14 protein-coding genes are annotated in these 18,309 nt (G+C 58.7%); 6 read left to right on the top strand and 8 right to left on the bottom strand.

Annotated features, from left to right (window positions below; translation table 11 throughout):
* Nucleotides 1-131: 131 nt before the first annotated feature.
* The 8 genes from carB to citC form a co-directional block, all read right to left on the bottom strand.
* On the bottom strand, nt 132-3,356 hold the full coding sequence (gene carB / locus ABLU73_RS11910) for a carbamoyl-phosphate synthase large subunit (protein ID WP_004204267.1): 3,225 nt from the start codon (nt 3,354-3,356) through the stop codon (nt 132-134).
* A 17-nt stretch (nt 3,357-3,373) separates the two neighbouring features.
* Nucleotides 3,374-4,522, bottom strand: coding sequence for a glutamine-hydrolyzing carbamoyl-phosphate synthase small subunit (gene carA, locus ABLU73_RS11905; protein ID WP_004212571.1), 1,149 nt, complete (start codon nt 4,520-4,522; stop codon nt 3,374-3,376).
* Between the two features lie 457 nt (nt 4,523-4,979).
* The gene (dapB, locus tag ABLU73_RS11900; protein ID WP_004204265.1) at nt 4,980-5,801 is read right to left on the bottom strand and encodes a 4-hydroxy-tetrahydrodipicolinate reductase; all 822 of its coding nucleotides are present in this window, start codon (nt 5,799-5,801) and stop codon (nt 4,980-4,982) included.
* 226 nt (nt 5,802-6,027) lie between these two features.
* The gene (citG, locus tag ABLU73_RS11895) at nt 6,028-6,936 is read right to left on the bottom strand and encodes a triphosphoribosyl-dephospho-CoA synthase CitG (RefSeq protein ID WP_260205998.1); all 909 of its coding nucleotides are present in this window, start codon (nt 6,934-6,936) and stop codon (nt 6,028-6,030) included.
* A gap of 18 nt (nt 6,937-6,954) precedes the next feature.
* The gene (citF, locus tag ABLU73_RS11890) at nt 6,955-8,481 is read right to left on the bottom strand and encodes a citrate lyase subunit alpha (RefSeq protein WP_064187705.1); all 1,527 of its coding nucleotides are present in this window, start codon (nt 8,479-8,481) and stop codon (nt 6,955-6,957) included.
* 10 nt (nt 8,482-8,491) lie between these two features.
* Entirely contained in the window at nt 8,492-9,361 is an 870-nt protein-coding gene (gene citE / locus ABLU73_RS11885; protein WP_032455538.1) for a citrate (pro-3S)-lyase subunit beta, read from the bottom strand.
* Complete coding sequence (citD, locus tag ABLU73_RS11880) at nt 9,358-9,651, bottom strand: citrate lyase acyl carrier protein (RefSeq protein WP_032426016.1); 294 nt, start codon at nt 9,649-9,651, stop codon at nt 9,358-9,360. Before citD ends, citE begins: the two co-directional genes overlap by 4 nt.
* A 30-nt stretch (nt 9,652-9,681) precedes the next feature.
* Entirely contained in the window at nt 9,682-10,710 is a 1,029-nt protein-coding gene (gene citC, locus ABLU73_RS11875; RefSeq protein WP_243813500.1) for a [citrate (pro-3S)-lyase] ligase, read from the bottom strand.
* Between the two features lie 256 nt (nt 10,711-10,966).
* On the opposite strand from citC, the gene citS reads away from it, so the two are divergent.
* From citS to ABLU73_RS11845, 6 genes are all read left to right on the top strand, one after another.
* Nucleotides 10,967-12,307: a citrate/sodium symporter CitS gene (gene citS, locus ABLU73_RS11870; RefSeq protein WP_004204255.1), complete on the top strand. Its 1,341-nt coding sequence runs from the start codon at nt 10,967-10,969 to the stop codon at nt 12,305-12,307.
* A 157-nt stretch (nt 12,308-12,464) separates the two neighbouring features.
* Complete coding sequence (locus ABLU73_RS11865; RefSeq protein WP_004204254.1) at nt 12,465-12,713, top strand: oxaloacetate decarboxylase subunit gamma; 249 nt, start codon at nt 12,465-12,467, stop codon at nt 12,711-12,713.
* A 15-nt stretch (nt 12,714-12,728) separates the two neighbouring features.
* Nucleotides 12,729-14,498, top strand: a complete 1,770-nt coding sequence (gene oadA / locus ABLU73_RS11860) for a sodium-extruding oxaloacetate decarboxylase subunit alpha (protein WP_114506259.1) — start codon at nt 12,729-12,731, stop codon at nt 14,496-14,498.
* Between the two features lie 15 nt (nt 14,499-14,513).
* Nucleotides 14,514-15,815, top strand: coding sequence for an oxaloacetate decarboxylase subunit beta (locus ABLU73_RS11855; RefSeq protein ID WP_348850224.1), 1,302 nt, complete (start codon nt 14,514-14,516; stop codon nt 15,813-15,815).
* 165 nt (nt 15,816-15,980) lie between these two features.
* On the top strand, nt 15,981-17,609 hold the full coding sequence (locus ABLU73_RS11850; RefSeq protein ID WP_264923647.1) for a sensor histidine kinase: 1,629 nt from the start codon (nt 15,981-15,983) through the stop codon (nt 17,607-17,609).
* Nucleotides 17,602-18,306, top strand: a complete 705-nt coding sequence (locus ABLU73_RS11845; RefSeq protein ID WP_004204247.1) for a response regulator — start codon at nt 17,602-17,604, stop codon at nt 18,304-18,306. The genes ABLU73_RS11850 and ABLU73_RS11845 overlap by 8 nt, the downstream gene beginning before the upstream one ends.
* The last annotated feature ends 3 nt before the right edge of the window (nt 18,307-18,309 follow it).

Here is an 18,309-nt window from a genome sequence, read left to right as displayed (position 1 = left end):
GTGCTAACTATAGTTAGCCTGACCCGACAGGGGGTTAAAAGCAGAACTCTCTGAAGATGGCCGCGGCCAAAAAAAATGGGCTGACGAAGTCGTCAGCCCAGGTGTGTTGCTATCCGGCCAGGCCGGAGCGCTTATTTGGTGATTTGCGCGTGCATTTCCTGAACCGAAATCACCTTGTCGGTGGCGTCAGCGTTCAGCGCCATCGCGGTGGCAAAGCCGCCGTTCAGGGTGGTGTCATAGTGCACCTTGTACTGCAGCGCGCTGCGGCGAATCAGCTTGGAGTCTTCAATCGCCTGACGACCTGCGGTGGTGTTGATGATGTAGGTATATTCGCCATTCTTGATGCGGTCCTGAATGTGCGGACGACCTTCATGCACCTTGTTCACCAGACGCGGGTTGATGCCCGCTTCGCCCAGCACAATCGCCGTGCCGTGAGTCGCATCCAGCTCGAAGCCAAACTTCAGCAGCTTCGCTGCCAGGTCGACCACACGCTCTTTGTCGCCTTCGCGGACGGAGAGCAGCGCGCGACCCTGTTTCTTCATGGTCGAGTTGCTGCCCAGCTGCGCTTTGGCGAACGCTTCGGCAAAGGTACGGCCAACGCCCATCACTTCCCCGGTGGAACGCATTTCTGGCCCTAACAGCGGGTCAACGCCCGGGAATTTGTTGAACGGCAGGACCACCTCTTTCACCGAGTAGTACGGCGGGATGATCTCTTTGGTCACGCCCTGCTGCGCCAGCGTCTTACCGGCCATCACGCGCGCCGCCACTTTCGCCAGCGGTACGCCGGTGGCTTTGGAGACGAACGGCACGGTGCGCGCCGCACGCGGGTTGACTTCAATCAGATAGACTTCGTTATCTTTCACCGCGAACTGGACGTTCATCAGACCGCGAACCTGCAGCTCGAAGGCCAGCTTCTGCACCTGCTCGCGCATCACATCCTGAATCTCTTTGCTCAGGGTATAGGCTGGCAGGGAACAGGCGGAGTCGCCGGAGTGGACGCCTGCCTGTTCGATATGCTCCATGATGCCGCCAATCAGCACCATTTCGCCATCGCAGATGGCATCGACATCCACTTCAATCGCGTCGTCGAGGAAGCGGTCCAGCAGCACTGGCGCGTCGTTGGAGACGCTGACCGCAGTCTGGAAGTAGCGGCGCAGATCCTGCTCGTCATAGACGATCTCCATCGCCCGACCGCCGAGCACGTAAGACGGACGCACCACCAGCGGGTAGCCAATCTCTTTCGCTTTCTCTACCGCCTGCTCAATGGCGGTGACGGTGGCGTTCGCCGGCTGCTTCAGCTTCAGACGGTCAACCGCGTGCTGGAAGCGCTCACGGTCTTCCGCCCGGTCGATAGCGTCCGGGCTGGTACCAATAACCGGTACGCCTGCGGCTTCCAGGGCGCGCGCCAGCTTCAGCGGAGTCTGCCCGCCGTACTGCACGATAACGCCTTTTGGCTTCTCGATGCGCACGATTTCCAGCACGTCTTCCAGGGTGACCGGCTCGAAGTACAGACGGTCGGAAGTGTCGTAGTCGGTAGAGACGGTTTCCGGGTTACAGTTGACCATGATGGTCTCGTAACCGTCTTCGCGCAGCGCCAGCGAGGCGTGTACGCAGCAGTAGTCAAATTCGATACCCTGACCGATACGGTTCGGGCCGCCGCCGAGGACCATGATTTTATCGCGGTCAACGGACGGGTTGGACTCGCACTCTTCTTCATAGGTGGAGTACATGTAGGCGGTATCGGTGGCGAATTCCGCGGCGCAGGTGTCCACGCGCTTGTAGACCGGGTGCAGGTCATACTGGTCGCGCAGTTTACGGATTTCCGCTTCCCGCACGCCCGCCAGCTTCGCCAGACGCGCATCGGCAAAGCCTTTACGTTTCAGGGTGCGCAGGAAGTCAGCGTCGAGGCCGTTGATGCCCACTTCCGCCACTTTCTCTTCCAGACGGACCAGCTCTTCAATCTGCACCAGGAACCAGCGGTCGATGTTGGTCAGGTTGAAGACGCCGTCAACCGAGAGGCCCGCGCGGAACGCGTCGGCGATGTACCAGATACGCTCAGCGCCGGCGTCTTTCAGCTCGCGGCGGATTTTGGTCAGCGCTTCCGGATCGTCGAGGCTCACTTTCGGATCGAAGCCGGTGGCGCCCACTTCCAGACCGCGCAGCGCTTTCTGCAAGGATTCCTGCTGGGTACGGCCAATCGCCATCACTTCGCCGACGGACTTCATCTGGGTGGTCAGACGGTCATTTGCGCCGGCGAATTTTTCGAAGTTAAAGCGTGGAATTTTAGTGACCACGTAGTCGATGGACGGCTCGAAGGAAGCCGGGGTACGGCCGCCGGTGATGTCGTTCATCAGCTCGTCGAGGGTGTAACCTACCGCCAGCTTGGCTGCCACTTTGGCAATCGGGAAACCGGTGGCTTTGGAGGCCAGCGCCGAGGAGCGGGAAACGCGCGGGTTCATTTCAATAACGATCAGGCGACCGTTTTTCGGGTTGACCGCGAACTGAACGTTAGAGCCGCCGGTTTCGACGCCGATTTCACGCAGCACCGCCATCGAGGCGTTACGCATGATTTGGTATTCTTTGTCGGTCAGGGTCTGCGCCGGCGCAACGGTGATGGAGTCACCGGTGTGGATCCCCATGGCGTCGAAGTTTTCGATAGAGCAGACGATGATGCAGTTGTCGTTCTTATCGCGCACCACTTCCATCTCATACTCTTTCCAGCCGATCAGCGATTCATCAATCAGCAGCTCGTTGGTAGGAGAGAGATCCAGGCCGCGGGTACAAATCTCTTCAAACTCTTCGCGGTTATAGGCGATGCCGCCGCCGGTGCCACCCATGGTGAACGACGGACGGATGATGCACGGATAGCCGACGTCAGCCGCTACCGCCAGCGCCTCTTCCATCGTATGGGCGATACCTGAACGCGCGGTGTCGAGACCGATTTTTTTCATCGCGATATCGAATCGGCGACGGTCTTCGGCCTTGTCAATCGCATCGGCGGTGGCGCCAATCATGGTCACGCCGAATTCAGCCAGCACCCCCTGACGCTCCAGCTCCAGCGCGCAGTTCAGCGCCGTCTGGCCGCCCATGGTCGGCAGCACCGCGTCCGGGCGCTCTTTTTCGATGATTTTGCGCACCACTTCCCAGTGAATCGGCTCGATGTAGGTGGCATCGGCCATTTCCGGGTCGGTCATGATGGTCGCTGGGTTAGAGTTCACCAGGATAACGCGGTAGCCCTCTTCGCGCAGGGCTTTACAGGCCTGGGCGCCGGAGTAGTCAAACTCGCACGCCTGACCGATAACAATCGGGCCCGCGCCCAGAATCAGGATACTTTTTATGTCTGTACGTTTTGGCATGGCTCTTTTACTCCTGATTATTTCGCGGACTGACGGTATTGCTCAATTAACTCGATAAAGTGGTCGAACAGCGGCGCGGCATCGTGCGGCCCCGGGCTCGCTTCAGGGTGCCCCTGGAAGCTGAACGCCGGCTTGTCGGTGCGATGGATCCCCTGCAGGGTGCCGTCGAACAGCGACTTGTGGGTCACGCGCAGGTTGGCCGGCAGCGTCGCCTCATCCACGGCGAAGCCGTGGTTCTGGGCGGTGATCATCACCACGTTGTTATCAATATCTTTCACCGGGTGGTTGCCGCCGTGGTGGCCGAACTTCATCTTAATGGTCTTGGCGCCGCTCGCCAGCGCCAGCAGCTGATGGCCGAGACAGATGCCAAACACCGGAATATCGGTCTCGAGGAATTTTTCAATCGCCTCGATAGCGTAATCACACGGCGCCGGGTCGCCTGGGCCGTTGGAGAGGAAAATACCGTCCGGATTCAGCGCCAGCACATCCGCCGCCGAAGTCTTCGCCGGCACCACCGTCAGGCGGCAGCCGCGGTCAACCAGCATGCGCAGGATGTTGCGTTTCGCGCCGAAGTCATACGCCACGACGTGGAACGGCAGCTCGCTTTCCGCTTTCGCTTCCGGCAGGTCGCCCGCCAGGGTCCAGCTGCCTTGCGTCCAGCTGTAGGTTTCTGCGGTGGTCACTTCCTTCGCCAGGTCCATGCCGTTCAGGCCCGGGAACGCTTTCGCTTTTTCCAGCGCCAGCTGGGCATCCGGGCTGTCGCCCGCGATGATGCAGCCATTCTGCGCCCCTTTCTCACGCAGCAGACGCGTCAGCTTGCGGGTATCGATATCGGCAATCGCCACGATGTTATGGCGCTTCAGATAGGAAGAGAGGTCTTCGGTACTGCGGAAGTTGCTGGCAATCAGCGGCAGGTCGCGAATAACCAGACCCTGAGCATGTACCTGAGAAGATTCTTCATCGGCGGCGTTGGTGCCGACATTACCAATATGAGGATAAGTAAGAGTGACGATTTGGCGGGAATAGGAAGGATCAGTGAGGATTTCTTGATAACCGGTCATTGAAGTATTGAAAACGACTTCCCCAACCGCCGTGCCGGTTGCCCCGATGGCCCGACCGTGAAACTGGGTTCCGTCTTCCAGAACCAATAGCGCTGACTTAATCAAAACATCCTCCAGAGAATATCCACTCACTTTATTTGCATATTAATTCATAAACACGATCTGAATCAATGCAAATCTGTTGCCCGCAGATTTTTGGCAAACGGCGGCATTCTGGAGAGATGTCGGATAAAAGTCAACTTAAAGCGGAGATTTTTAATGTCATTTTACGCCACTGGCGCATAACACGTGATTTTTACGCCAAAAAGATCAACAAACCTGGCTGAGAAAACGCTTGCGGACGGCGAAGAGTGTAAAATCTGGCGCTGGACGGCAAAAAAGTGGACCAGATGGTCAAAATTTACATTTCATTCACTTGAAAACCGAATAATACCCTAACTTATAGCCCATTCAGAAAAATAACAACCTAAAGCGGCCAAAAATAAAAAAGGGCAACAAAATATTGCCCCTTGCATCAATAACTTATTGATAGCAATAACCACATCACGATGGGTAATAATCGTTATAAACTATTCAGATCAAGCACGTCACGCATATCAAAAAGTCCGCTTTTCTTGCCTTTCAGCCACAATGCAGAGCGAACCGCGCCATTAGCAAAGGTCATTCGACTGGAGGCTTTATGGGTGATCTCGATACGTTCGCCAATATCAGCAAACATCGCCGTATGCTCCCCGACGATATCCCCCGCGCGGACGGTGGCGAAGCCAATGGTGCCCGGGACGCGTTCGCCAGTGTGGCCTTCACGGCTGTAGACCGCGCAGTCCTTGAGATCTTTGTTCAATGCTCCGGCGATCGCTTCGCCCATCGCCAGCGCGGTGCCTGACGGCGCATCCACTTTATGCCGATGGTGCGCTTCGATAATTTCGATGTCGGTGTAGTCGCCCATCACCTTCGCCGCCTTCTCCAGCAGCTTTAACAGGACATTGACGCCGACGCTAAAGTTAGCGGCGAAGACAATGGCAATCTCCTGCGCGGCGTCGCGAATCGCCTGCTTGCCGGCGTCGTCAAAACCGGTGGTGCCGATGACCATCCCTTTGCCGTGGTCGCGGCAAAACGCCAGATGGTTCAGCGTGCCTTCCGGGCGGGTAAAATCGATCAACACGTCGAAATCATCTTTTACCGCCGTCAGGCTGCTTTGCACCGTGACGCCCGCTTTGCCGGCACCTGCCAGCTCGCCGGCGTCGCTGCCCACCAGGCTGGACCCTTCACGCTCCAGCGCCGCGCCCAGCGCCACTCCATCCATCTGCAGCGCAGCCTGAATTAACTGGCGTCCCATCCGGCCGCCCGCGCCGGCGATGGCCACGCGGATTTGTGCATCATGCATAGCTATTCTCTTTTGTTAACATTACGTAAATTGTTTTCAGAGTAACCAGCCCGTCAGCGGGCCGCTACTCAAAAACGCCGATAATTAGAAATTTATGACAAACGGCGGACGATATCAGTAAAAACTATACGATTGTGCCGCAATTCCTCGTTTACGCAGTGATAACCAGGATGGCGAATGATGATGCCCCGCCCGCCGGTGCGGGCGAAGGCCATGTTGCAGAGGGTTACAGCGGGAAAAGCGCGCCGGCGGGAAACGCGGATAAAAACCAGGTCACCGCCAGCAGATCGGCGCTACCGCCGGGGCTGAGGTGGCGAGCAATCAGATCGTCATCAAACTGGCGCAGCGCCTCCAGGCCACCGTCAGCCAGTACGCCGCCCTGCCACAGCAGCCGCTGCGCCTCCTGCTGGACATAGTTCAGCCCGGCCAGCCCGCCGCGAGACACCAGATTGGTGTCATCATTCCATGCCATCAGATGCAGCAGGGTTTGCAGCAGCGCCAGATTGCTGTCGCCAGTCTCCTCCATCATGCGGTTAAAGACCGGTAATGCCTGGGTGCGCACGGTCAGGAATCCGCTCTCCGCCTCGCCGCGGGCGCCGGAGAAACCGTAACGCAGAAAATGAATCCCGCCTTTGCTCAGCCGTTCCCCGCTGGCGGAGGATAATTCCTGCATAACCATGCCGCGACAGAAGCGCGCCACCTGGTCGCAAAGCCGGTGCTGTTCTATCGGCTCGCCTTTCGAAACCAGCCTGCCCGCCGCCGCGCTGAGCAGGCCAAAAGCGAAGATCGCCCCACGATGGGTATTCACCCCGCCGGTGACCTCCAGCATATCGTTCTCGCAGGCCATTCCCACCGGCCGCAGCATCATCAATACCTGCTCCGGCGCGACCGCCGCGGTATCGTGGCCCATGATAAAAAACTTCTCCATCCACGGCGCCACCACCGCGGTACTGTCCTCAAACGAGGCCAGATCCATATCCCGGTGCGCGCCAGCGTTACGAATATCCACCAGCCCGGGCTTTGGGGTCAGGCGAACTTCGGTCAACAGCGCGCGCTCTACCGCGCTGACCACCTCTTCGGCGCTCAGTGGTTTCCCGCGTAGCACACGCGGAGGTTGAATTAACACGTCGCTCATAGCCTTTCCCCTCTGCGCTTAGTCGCTGTTTTTCACCTGATGGATCACATCGATGACCGAACCGTCGCGATAGCGGACTACCGCCACCACCCGATCGGTAAATTCGATCGCCTTCGGTTTGCCCGTCAGTAGCTCCGCGCGCTGCTGCAGTTCCTCAATGGTCATCAGCGGAATACCGGCGTTGCGTAAATTGTCGATCAGGTCCTGGCGCGCCGGGTTTACCGCAATGCCATGGTCGGTGACCAGCACATCCACGCTGGCTCCCGGCGTCACGCGGGTCAGCACTTTTTCCACGACGCAGGGAATGCGACCGCGAACTAACGGTGCGGTAATGATGGTCAGATCCGCGCCGGCGGCGGTATCGCTATGTCCGCCTGACGCGCCGCGCAGCACGCCGTTGGAGCCGGTCATCACGTTGACGTTAAAGTCGGTGTCAATTTCCAGCGCGCTGAGCATCACTACGTTTAAGCGCTCGCAGGAGGCCCCTTTGGAACCCGGGCTGGCATACTGATTAGTAGAGATTTCGACGTGGTTCGGGTTCTGCGCCAGCGAGCGCGCCGCATCGCCATCGAACGATTGGGTGTCGAGCAGCGTTTTAATCAGCCCTTTCTCATGCAGGTCGACCATCGTCCCGGTGATGCCGCCAAGGCCGAAACTGGCGGTAATGCCGTTGCGGCGCATTTTGTCTTCCAGGAAGCGGCTCACCGCCAGCGAGGCGCCGCCGGTGCCGGTCTGCAGCGAGAACCCCTCTTTAAAGTAACCGGAATGTTCAACCACTTTCGCCGCCTGGCGGGCGATCAGCAGCTCACGCGGGTTGCTGGTCAAACGAATGGCGCCCGCGGTGATTTTTTGCGGATCGCCCACTTCGTCCACCTGAACGATCAGATCCACCTGATCCTGGGCGATACTGGCCGGGTAGTTAGGGTAATTCACCCACTCTTCGGTCAACAGCACGACGCATTTGGCATGTTCCGCATCAACGCGCGCGTAGCCCAGCGAGCCGCAGCGCGACTTACCGCTAAAGCCGTTGGCGTTGCCAAACTCATCGCAGCAGGGAACGCCGAGGAACGCCACGTCAATGGACAGCTCACCGCTTTGGATCAGCTGTACGCGACCACCGTGAGAGTGGATCTGCACCGGATTTTCCATCAGGCCGGCGGAGATCTCCTCGCCAAGCTTGCCGCGCAGACCGGAGGTGTAGATCTGACGGATCACGCCGTTTTTAATATGCTCAATCAGCGGCCAGTGGGCGTCGATCAGCGAACTGGACGCCAGGGTCAGATCGCGAAATCCCATCTCCGCTAGCTTCGCCACCACCATATTGACCACTTTGTCACCGCCGCGAAACGCGTGGTGGAACGAGATGGTCATGCCGTTTTGCAGGCCGGAGCGACGGATTGCCGTTTCCAGCGAGTCGCAGATTTTACGCTGACGCTTTTCCGTCTCACTAGCCAGCCACGGACTTTTCGCCGTCACGCCGTTGTAAGGGGTCAATCCTTCCGGCATCACGTACTGCTGATTAAGCATTGCTACTGTCTCTTTCATCTTATTCCCCTTAATCACGAATACCGGAAGCCGAAAGCGCCACCACTTTGCGCGCGTGGTCGATAATCGGTCCATCGATCATCTTACCGTTCAGCGACACCACGCCCAGACCGCGCGACTCTGCCTCTTCCGCCGCGGCAATCACCTCCAGCGCATGGTCGACCTCTTTTCGCGTCGGGGCATAGACCTGGTGCAGCAGTTCGATCTGGCGCGGGTTGACCAGTGATTTCCCGTTGAAGCCGAGGTTCTTCGCCAGATTCGCTTCCGCAAGAAATCCCTCTTCATTATTAATATCCGACCACACCACGTCATAGGCGGCGATGCCGGCAACCCGCGCAGCATGTAGCACGGCGCAGCGGGCATAGAACAGCTCAGTGCCGTCGCCGCGGGAGGTGCCCATATCCATCACGTAATCGAAAGCCGCCAGCGCGATGGCCGACAGACGCGGGCTGGCGCGGGCGATCTCGACCGCGTTTACCACCCCCAACGCCGACTCGATGGCCGCCATGAGCCTGGTGCTGCCCACTTCGCGGCCGCACGCACGCTCAATACGCTCAACGTGAGCTTCCAGCTCATGGATATCTTCTTTGCTGTCGGTTTTCGGCAGGCGCACCATATCCACGCCCGCACGAACCACGGCTTCCAGATCGGCCAGTCCAAACGGGGTATTTAGTGGGTTAATGCGCACCACCGTTTCGATATCCTGATACAGCGGGTGCTGCAGCGCCTGATACACCAGCAGACGAGCGGTATCTTTCTCGCGCAGCGAAACGGCATCTTCAAGGTCGAACATCACCGCATCGGCGCCGTAGACGAATGAAGTACTTAACATGGCGGCATTGGCGCCGGGGATAAACAGCATACTGCGACGTGGTTTCATAGCTGGCTCCATTGCAATTGAGACTGTTGCGCCGCACGCAGGGCCGCAGCCTGAACTCGGGCGCGCAGAACGCACTCCAGCGCCCCTTTATCATCCACCACCACGTTGGCCTGGCTAACACCGAGCTGCGTCAGGGTTTCTCTGACCACTCGCTCAATCGCATCGCCAAACTGCTGCTTCACAATGCTGTCGATCTCCAGTTGAATGCCCGGCTGCGTCGCCGGCCCAATCCTGACCATCACATCGCTGGACTCCAGCGTGCCGGCCAGGGCGTCAATCTTCATTTCCATAGAGGCAAATCCTTTGTTATGGCGTAAAAATCAGGCGGTTTGATGTTCGCTTTCCGCCAGTTGCATCAGAAAAGAGAGGGTTCCCGGCGGCACCAGCGCCGCCACCGCCTGCCAGTTGCGCTGCTGGTACAGTTCGCGCACCCTTGAAGCCGATATCGGCCCGCCGTTTTTTTCGATCCGCGCCAGCTCAACGACCTCAACAGGCGGTGCGTCGCCCGGCGCTGCCAGCAACGTTTTCATACGCTGGTTGTAATGGCGGGTCAGCGAACACAGCGGCTCGGTGCCGACAAAACGATGGGTTATCTTCAGCGCCGGGGCTAAATGTTCGCGGAACAGCTGGAGATCGATCTGGTTGTGGCAGTCATCCACCACCCCCTGTTCTTTGAGGAAGTAGCCGGGGAAGGTGGCCCGCGAGATGAGGTATGCCGAACCGGGATGCAGCGTCACTTTGTCGATGCCGGCAATCCCTTTTTCGATTAGCGTGTAGCGATCCTGATACGTGAAACGGGAGGCATCCTCTTTCACCACAAACAGGTGTAGCCAGTCGCATTGACGGGCCGCCTGCTCCACCAGCCAGCGGTGGCCGAGCGTGAACGGGTTGGCGTTCATCACGATAGCGCCGATTTTGCGTCCCGGCTGACGGTACATCGCCAGCTGGCGGCAGTAGCGGGTCAGCCGTTCGCGGCTATTTTCCAGTAACACGGCGAGATTGCCGGCCTGGGCAATTGGCCAGAAGCCGGCGCCGGCAAAGAGCGCGGCGTTACAGGGCTTAGTGAATAAAAACAGTTCACTGCGCCCCAGCTCGTAGGCCAGGGTGAGTAATTCTGTCAGTAGCTTAAGGCTCAGCCCCTCCCCCTGCAGCGAGGGGTCGATAGCGATGCACTTCAGGACGTTGCCGGCGATGGCGCCGCAGCCGACCAGCCGCTGCTGATACTCGGCGACAATGGCCATTTCGCAATCAGCCTCTAATGAGAGCTGATGCTGACGGAGAAAGAGGTCAATCGCCTCTCGCCGCGATTTATCCTTCCGTAGCAGAACGCGTTTTAATATCAGAGTCATTTTTTAGCGCTTCGTTATTCCAAAACGACCTGTATTTCGCCAGCGTTCGGCTATCGATTCTTGTATTTAAATCACAATTTTTCCCGTCGCTTAATTGGCTTTATGGTTTTTATGTTGCTAATTCATTCAGCATAATAAAAATAATTAAATTAATTAAAAACACGAGTATTCAGTGAAGGTTATCACACCTTAACACTGAATCTATTTATTACTATGCGCCGGTCTTATTACTTCATTGATAAACAGGATAACGTTTATGACTAACATGAGCCAGGCTCCGGCGACGGAGAAAAAGGGCGTAAGCGACCTGCTGGGATTTAAAATCTTCGGCATGCCGTTACCCCTTTATGCGTTTGCGTTAATTACGCTATTACTTTCCCACTTCTTTAATGCGTTACCCACCGACCTGGTTGGCGGCTTTGCCATTATGTTTATTATCGGCGCCCTGTTTGGCGAAATAGGCAAACGCCTGCCGATATTCAACAAATATATCGGTGGTGCGCCAGTGATGATCTTTCTGGTGGCAGCATATTTCGTTTATGCCGGTATTTTCACGCAGAAAGAGATCGATGCCATCAGTAACGTCATGGATGAGAGTAACTTCCTTAACTTATTCATCGCCGTATTAATTACCGGCGCGATCCTGTCGGTAAACCGTCGTCTGCTGCTGAAATCGCTGCTCGGCTACATCCCGACCATTCTGATGGGCATTGTCGGCGCGTCGATTTTCGGTATCGTCATCGGCCTGGTGTTCGGCATCCCGATGGATCGCATTATGATGCTGTACGTCCTGCCGATCATGGGCGGCGGCAACGGCGCGGGCGCGGTACCGCTGTCGGAAATTTATCACTCCGTTACCGGTCGGTCTCGCGAAGAGTACTATTCAACCGCTATCGCTATTCTGACCATCGCCAATATCTTTGCCATCGTCTTTGCCGCCGTACTCGATATCATCGGTAAAAAACACACCTGGCTGAGCGGCGAGGGCGAGCTGGTGCGCAAAGCCTCGTTTAAAGTCGAAGAAGACGAAAAAGCGGGCCAGATCACTCATCGCGAAACCGCCGTCGGCATGGTGCTGGCCACCACCTGCTTCCTGCTGGCCTACGTGATGGCGAAGAAAATCCTGCCCAGCATTGGCGGCGTATCGATTCACTATTTTGCCTGGATGGTGCTGATCGTCGCGGCGCTGAACGCCTCTGGCCTCTGCACACCCGAAATCAAAGCTGGCGCCAAACGCCTGTCGGATTTCTTTTCCAAACAGCTGTTGTGGGTGCTGATGGTCGGCGTCGGCGTCTGCTACACCGACCTGCAGGAAATCATCAACGCTATTACCTTCGCTAACGTCGTCATCGCCGCGGTTATCGTCGTTGGCGCGGTGGTTGGCGCGGCCCTGGGCGGCTGGATGATTGGCTTCTTCCCGATTGAATCAGCGATCACCGCGGGTCTGTGCATGGCCAACCGCGGCGGTTCCGGTGACCTGGAAGTGCTCTCTGCCTGTAACCGTATGAACCTTATCTCTTATGCGCAAATCTCCTCCCGTTTGGGTGGCGGTATTGTGCTGGTCATCGCCAGCATCGTGTTCGGCATGATGATTTAACCCATTTGCACGATGGCGCCGTTGAACGGACGACGACTAGCATCGCCAGGGTCCAATGCCGGGAGCGGCAGAGGGAAATCCACCCTGCTCCTTAGCCGGGAATGCCAGAAACGTCGCCAGGCAGCGCGCCATCGTGCCCCTATTTTGAGAGGTATACATGACTGATGCTGCGCTGCTAGGCGAAGGCTTCACCCTGATGTTTCTCGGCATGGGCTTTGTGCTGGTGTTCCTGCTGCTGCTCATCTTCGCCATCCAGGGGATGTCCCTCGCCGTTAACCGTCTGTTTCCCGAGCCGCTTCCGGCGTCAAAACCGGCACCGGCCGCCGTCGCGCCCGCCGACGACTTCGCCCGCTTAAAGCCGGCGATTGTCGCCGCCATTCACCACCATCGCCGTTTGCACCCTTAATTCACGGAGGAATTCATGACCGTTGCCATTACCGATGTCGTCCTGCGCGACGCCCACCAGTCCCTGTTCGCCACCCGCCTGCGCCTCGACGATATGCTCCCCGTCGCCGCTCAGCTTGACGACGTCGGCTACCGCTCCCTCGAGTGCTGGGGCGGGGCCACCTTTGATGCCTGCATCCGCTTTCTCGGCGAGGACCCGTGGGTCCGCCTGCGCGAGCTAAAAAAAGCGATGCCGAAAACCCCGCTGCAGATGCTGCTCCGCGGCCAGAACCTGCTCGGCTACCGCCACTACGCCGATGACGTGGTGGCGCGCTTCGTGGAGCGCGCCGTCAAAAACGGCATGGACGTCTTCCGTGTCTTCGACGCCATGAACGACCCGCGCAACATGCAGGCCGCCCTGCAGGCGGTGCGCAGCCACGGCGCCCACGCCCAGGGCACGCTTTCGTACACCACCAGCCCGGCGCACACCCTGCAGACCTGGCTCGACCTCACCGAACAGCTGCTGGAGACCGGCGTCGACTCCATCGCCATCAAGGACATGTCCGGCATTCTGACGCCGCATGCCGCCTTTGAGCTGGTCAGCGAAATCAAAAAACGCTACGACGTCACCCTGCACCTGCACTGCCACGCCACCACCGGCATGGCGGAGATGGCCCTGCTGAAGGCCATTGAAGCCGGGGTCGACGGCGTGGATACGGCGATTTCGTCCATGAGCGCCACCTACGGCCATCCGGCAACCGAAGCGCTGGTGGCCACCCTCGCCGGCACGCAATATGACACCGGGCTGAATATCCACAAGCTGGAGAGCATCGCGGCCTGCTTCCGCGAGGTGCGTAAGAAGTACCACGCCTTCGAAGGGCAGCTGAAAGGCACCGACAGCCGTATCCTCGTCGCCCAGGTGCCGGGCGGGATGCTCACCAACCTCGAAGGCCAGCTGAAGCAACAGAGCGCCGCCCACCGTCTGGATGAAGTGCTGGCGGAAATCCCTCGCGTGCGCGAGGACCTCGGTTTCATCCCGCTGGTCACCCCGACCTCGCAGATTGTCGGCACCCAGGCGGTGCTCAACGTCCTCACCGGCGAGCGCTACAAAACCATCGCGAAGGAGACCGCCGGCATTCTGAAAGGTGAATACGGCCGCACCCCGGCGCCGGTGAACGCCGCCCTGCAGGCGCGGGTACTCGAGGGCGCAGAGGCCATCACTTGCCGCCCGGCGGACCTGCTGAAGCCGGAGCTGGCGCAGCTGGAAGCCGACGTCAGACGCCAGGCACAGGAGAAGGGCATCACGCTTGCCGAAAACGCCATCGACGACGTGCTCACCGTGGCGCTGTTCCCGCAAATAGGCCTCAAGTTCCTCGAAAACCGCCACAATCCGGCAGCCTTTGAACCGCTGCCGCAGCTGGAAGAAGCCAGACCTGCCGCGAAGGCTGAGAAACCAGCCGCCTCCGGCGTCTACACCGTGGAAGTGGAAGGCAAGGCCTTTGTGGTGAAGGTCAGCGACGGCGGCGACGTCAGCCAGCTCAGCGCCGCGCCGGTGGCCGCTACGCCTGCTGCCGCCCCGGCCCCGGCCGGCGCCGGCACCCCGGTGACCGCCCCGCTGGCGGGCACTATCTGGAAGGTGCTGGCCGCGGAAGGCCAGGCGGTGGCCGAAGGCGAGGTGCTGCTGATTCTGGAAGCCATGAAGATGGAGACCGAAATCCGCGCCGCGCAGGCCGGCACCGTGCGCGGTATCGCGGTGAAGTCCGGCGACGCGGTGGCGGTCGGCGACACCCTGATGACCCTGGCGTAAGGACGAGGAGCGGAAATGGAAAGTCTGAACGCCCTGATTCAGGGGATGGGGCTGATGCACCTGGGGTTCGGCCAGGCGGTGATGCTGCTGGTCAGCCTGCTGCTGCTCTGGCTGGCGATTGCCAGGAAGTTCGAGCCGTTACTGCTGCTGCCGATTGGCTTCGGCGGCCTGCTCTCCAATATTCCGGAGGCCGGGCTAGCGCTCACCGCCCTGGAGAGCCTGCTGGCCCACCACGACCCGGCGCAGCTGGCGGTGATTGCCGCGAAGCTCCACTGCGCGCCGGACGTCCACGCCATTAAGGACGCGCTGGCCCTGGCCCTGCCGTCGGTGCAGGGGCAGATGGAGAGCCTGGCGGTGGACATGGGCTACTCCGCCGGGGTGCTGGCCATCTTCTATAAGGTGGCGATTGGCTCGGGCATCGCGCCGCTGGTAATTTTCATGGGCGTCGGGGCGATGACCGATTTCGGCCCGCTGCTGGCCAACCCGCGCACCCTGCTGCTGGGGGCGGCGGCGCAGTTCGGTATCTTCGCCACCGTGCTCGGGGCGCTGACGCTGAACTACTTCGGCATCATCAGCTTCACCCTGCCGCAGGCGGCGGCCATCGGCATCATCGGCGGCGCCGACGGCCCGACGGCTATCTACCTGTCGGGCAAGCTGGCGCCGGAGCTGCTGGGGGCCATCGCGGTGGCGGCCTACGCCTACATGGCGCTGGTGCCGCTGATCCAGCCGCCGATCATGAAGGCGCTGACCACGAATAAGGAGCGGAAGATCCGCATGGTGCAGCTGCGTACGGTGAGTAAGCGGGAGAAGATCCTCTTCCCGGCGGTGCTGTTGCTGCTGGTGGCGCTCCTGCTGCCGGACGCCGCGCCGCTGCTGGGGATGTTCTGCTTCGGCAACCTGATGCGCGAGAGCGGGGTGGTGGAGCGGCTGAGCGACACGGTGCAGAACGCGCTAATCAACATCGTGACCATCTTCCTCGGGCTGTCGGTGGGAGCCAAGCTGGTGGCGGACAAGTTCCTGCAGCCGCAGACCCTGGGGATCCTGCTGCTGGGGGTGATCGCCTTCTGCGTGGGCACCGCGGCCGGGGTGCTGATGGCGAAGCTGCTGAACAGGTTCAGTAAGAACCCGATCAACCCGCTGATCGGTTCAGCCGGGGTGTCGGCGGTGCCGATGGCGGCGCGGGTGTCGAACAAGGTGGGTCTGGAAGCGGACGGGCAGAACTTCCTGCTGATGCACGCCATGGGCCCGAACGTGGCCGGGGTGATCGGCTCGGCGATCGCCGCCGGGGTGATGCTCAAGTACGTGCTGGCGATGTAGGCCGGCATCCTCTCCGGAGGCGTGGCCGTTACCTCGCCTCCGGGTCAGGATTAACAGCGCCCCCTTGCCATCGATCACTTTTCTGAAATTAGCGGTTCTGTGCGCCATCTGCGGGTTCTCGGGCCGCGAAACGGGGAAACTAATCATTTAATGTCTATTGGCGCTATGTATACCCGAAAAATCACCCACTGGTTTGCCAGGCGATCGTTTCAGAATCGCATCTTCCTGCTGATCTTATTCACCTCGACGATCGTTATGCTGGCGATGTCATGGTATCTGACCGACATTACCGAAGAGCGTCTGCATTACCAGGTCGGGCAGCGGGCGCTGATTCAGGCAATGCAGATTTCGGCGATGCCGGAGCTGGTCGAAGCGGTTCAGAAACGCGATCTCGCCAGAATCAAAGCGCTTATCGATCCCATGCGTTCGTTCTCCGACGCCACCTATATCACCGTCGGTGATGCCAACGGCCAGCGCCTCTATCATGTTAATCCTGATGAAATCGGCAAATCGATGGAGGGCGGCGATAGCGATGAAGCATTGTTAAACGCGAAAAGCTACGTGTCAGTGCGCAAAGGCTCGCTGGGCTCCTCGCTGCGCGGTAAATCACCGATTCAGGACGAGACCGGCAAGGTGATTGGCATTGTGTCGGTAGGCTATACCATTGAACAGTTAGAGAACTGGCTCAGCCTGCAGATAAGCTCGCTGCTGATCCCGATGGCGATCATGTTACTGCTCCTGCTCTACTGCGCCCGCCGCTTCTCGTTGCATATCAAAAAGCAGATGCTGAATATGGAACCTCAACAGCTGTCGCAGCTGTTGATCCAGCAAAGCGTGTTGTTTGAATCCGTGTTCGAAGGGCTCATCGCCATCGACTCCCGTTACAAGATCACCGCGATTAATCAGACTGCCCGCCGGCTGCTCAACCTGAGCCAACCGGAACCGACGCTTATCGGTAAAGGGATCAGCAGCGTTATTTCTCAGGAGGCTTTCTTCTACGATGCGCCGCAGACCAATAAAAAAGACGAGATCGTCACCTTCAATCATATCAAAGTGATCGCCAGCCGGATGGCGGTGATCTTAAATAATGATCCACAGGGCTGGGTGATCAGCTTTCGTAGTAAAGACGATATCAACACCCTCAGCCTGCAGCTCAGTCAGGTGCAACAGTATGCCGATAACCTGCGCGCCGTGCAGCATGAGCATCGCAATCTGATCTCCACCATCGCCGGCCTGCTGTTTCTTAAACGCTACGATCATGCGCTGGATCTGATCCAACAGCAGTCGGAAAGCCACCAGAAAGTGATCGATTTTATCGCGCGGAATTTCCAGGATAACCATCTGGCCGGGCTGTTGATCGGCAAGTATTACCGCGCCAAAGAGCTCGGTCTGGAACTGGTTTTCGATCCGGCCTGCTTCGTCGACAGATTACCCACCGCCCTTTCTCACAACGAATGGATCTCGATCGTGGGGAATCTGCTTGATAACGCCTACAATGCCAGCCTGCAACAGCCGCAGGGCTCAAAGCAGATAGAGTGCCTGATCAACAGCGACGGCCACGAAGTGATTATCGAGGTCGCCGATCAGGGATGCGGCATTGACGAGACGCTGCGCGATCGGATCTTCGAGCGCGGCGTCACCAGCAGCGTCAGCAAAGATCATGGCATCGGACTCTGGCTGGTTCGCAGCTACGTGGAACAGGCAGGCGGCAGCATCGTCGTCGAAAATAACCTTCCCTTTGGCACCATCTTTACTCTTTATATTCCCCTGACCCGAGATGAACATCATGGATAGCATCACCACTCTTATCGTTGAAGACGAACCTATGCTGGCGGAGATCCTGGTGGATAACATCAAACAGTTTCCCCAGTTCGACGTCATTGGCATTGCGGATAAACTCGAGAGCGCCAGGAAACAACTCAGACTGTATCAACCGCAGCTGATCCTGTTGGATAATTTCTTACCTGATGGCAAAGGTATCGATCTGATCCGCCATGCGGTCAGTACCCATTACAAGGGGCGGATCATCTTTATTACCGCTGATAATCATATGGATACCATCAGCGAAGCGCTGCGCCTGGGGGTGTTCGACTATCTAATTAAGCCGGTGCATTATCAGCGCCTGCAGCACACCCTGGAGCGCTTCGCCCGCTATCGCAGCTCGCTGCGTTCCAGCGAACAGGCCAGCCAGATCCACGTCGATGCGCTGTTTAATATTCAGGCTCGGGAACAGACGGAACCGGCCAGCGCACCGCTACGCGGGATCGATGAAAGCACCTTTCAGCGCGTACTCCAGCTGTTTGCCGACCCGGCGGTGGTACATACCGCCGACTCGCTGGCGCGTATCCTTGGCAGCAGCAAAACCACCGCTCGCCGTTATCTGGAACAGGGAGTGAAGAACGACTTTCTGGAAGCGGAAATCAGCTACGGCAAGGTTGGCCGACCGGAGCGTATTTATCGCGTCAAACAGACCTACCCTGAGCAGAACTGAAAC

Origin of the sequence: Klebsiella sp. GG_Kp175 (genome assembly GCF_040062325.1) — a bacterium.
GTDB classification, from domain to species: domain Bacteria; phylum Pseudomonadota; class Gammaproteobacteria; order Enterobacterales; family Enterobacteriaceae; genus Klebsiella; species Klebsiella quasipneumoniae.
Note: the sequence above shows the minus strand (reverse complement) of the source record. Positions and strands in the feature narration are given on the sequence as shown.

Bases quoted from the DNA above. Each gene is read 5' to 3' on its own strand.
- ABLU73_RS11865 (WP_004204254.1), top strand. From the start codon at position 12,465: ATGACTGATGCTGCGCTGCTAGGCGAAGGCTTCACCCTGATGTTTCTC.
- citD (WP_032426016.1), bottom strand. From the start codon at position 9,651: ATGGAAATGAAGATTGACGCCCTGGCCGGCACGCTGGAGTCCAGCGAT.
- ABLU73_RS11855 (WP_348850224.1), top strand. From the start codon at position 14,514: ATGGAAAGTCTGAACGCCCTGATTCAGGGGATGGGGCTGATGCACCTG.
- ABLU73_RS11845 (WP_004204247.1), top strand. From the start codon at position 17,602: ATGGATAGCATCACCACTCTTATCGTTGAAGACGAACCTATGCTGGCG.
- citC (WP_243813500.1), bottom strand. From the start codon at position 10,710: ATGACTCTGATATTAAAACGCGTTCTGCTACGGAAGGATAAATCGCGG.
- citS (WP_004204255.1), top strand. From the start codon at position 10,967: ATGACTAACATGAGCCAGGCTCCGGCGACGGAGAAAAAGGGCGTAAGC.
- oadA (WP_114506259.1), top strand. From the start codon at position 12,729: ATGACCGTTGCCATTACCGATGTCGTCCTGCGCGACGCCCACCAGTCC.
- citF (WP_064187705.1), bottom strand. From the start codon at position 8,481: ATGAAAGAGACAGTAGCAATGCTTAATCAGCAGTACGTGATGCCGGAA.
- ABLU73_RS11850 (WP_264923647.1), top strand. From the start codon at position 15,981: ATGTATACCCGAAAAATCACCCACTGGTTTGCCAGGCGATCGTTTCAG.
- citE (WP_032455538.1), bottom strand. From the start codon at position 9,361: ATGAAACCACGTCGCAGTATGCTGTTTATCCCCGGCGCCAATGCCGCC.
- carB (WP_004204267.1), bottom strand. From the start codon at position 3,356: ATGCCAAAACGTACAGACATAAAAAGTATCCTGATTCTGGGCGCGGGC.
- citG (WP_260205998.1), bottom strand. From the start codon at position 6,936: ATGAGCGACGTGTTAATTCAACCTCCGCGTGTGCTACGCGGGAAACCA.
- dapB (WP_004204265.1), bottom strand. From the start codon at position 5,801: ATGCATGATGCACAAATCCGCGTGGCCATCGCCGGCGCGGGCGGCCGG.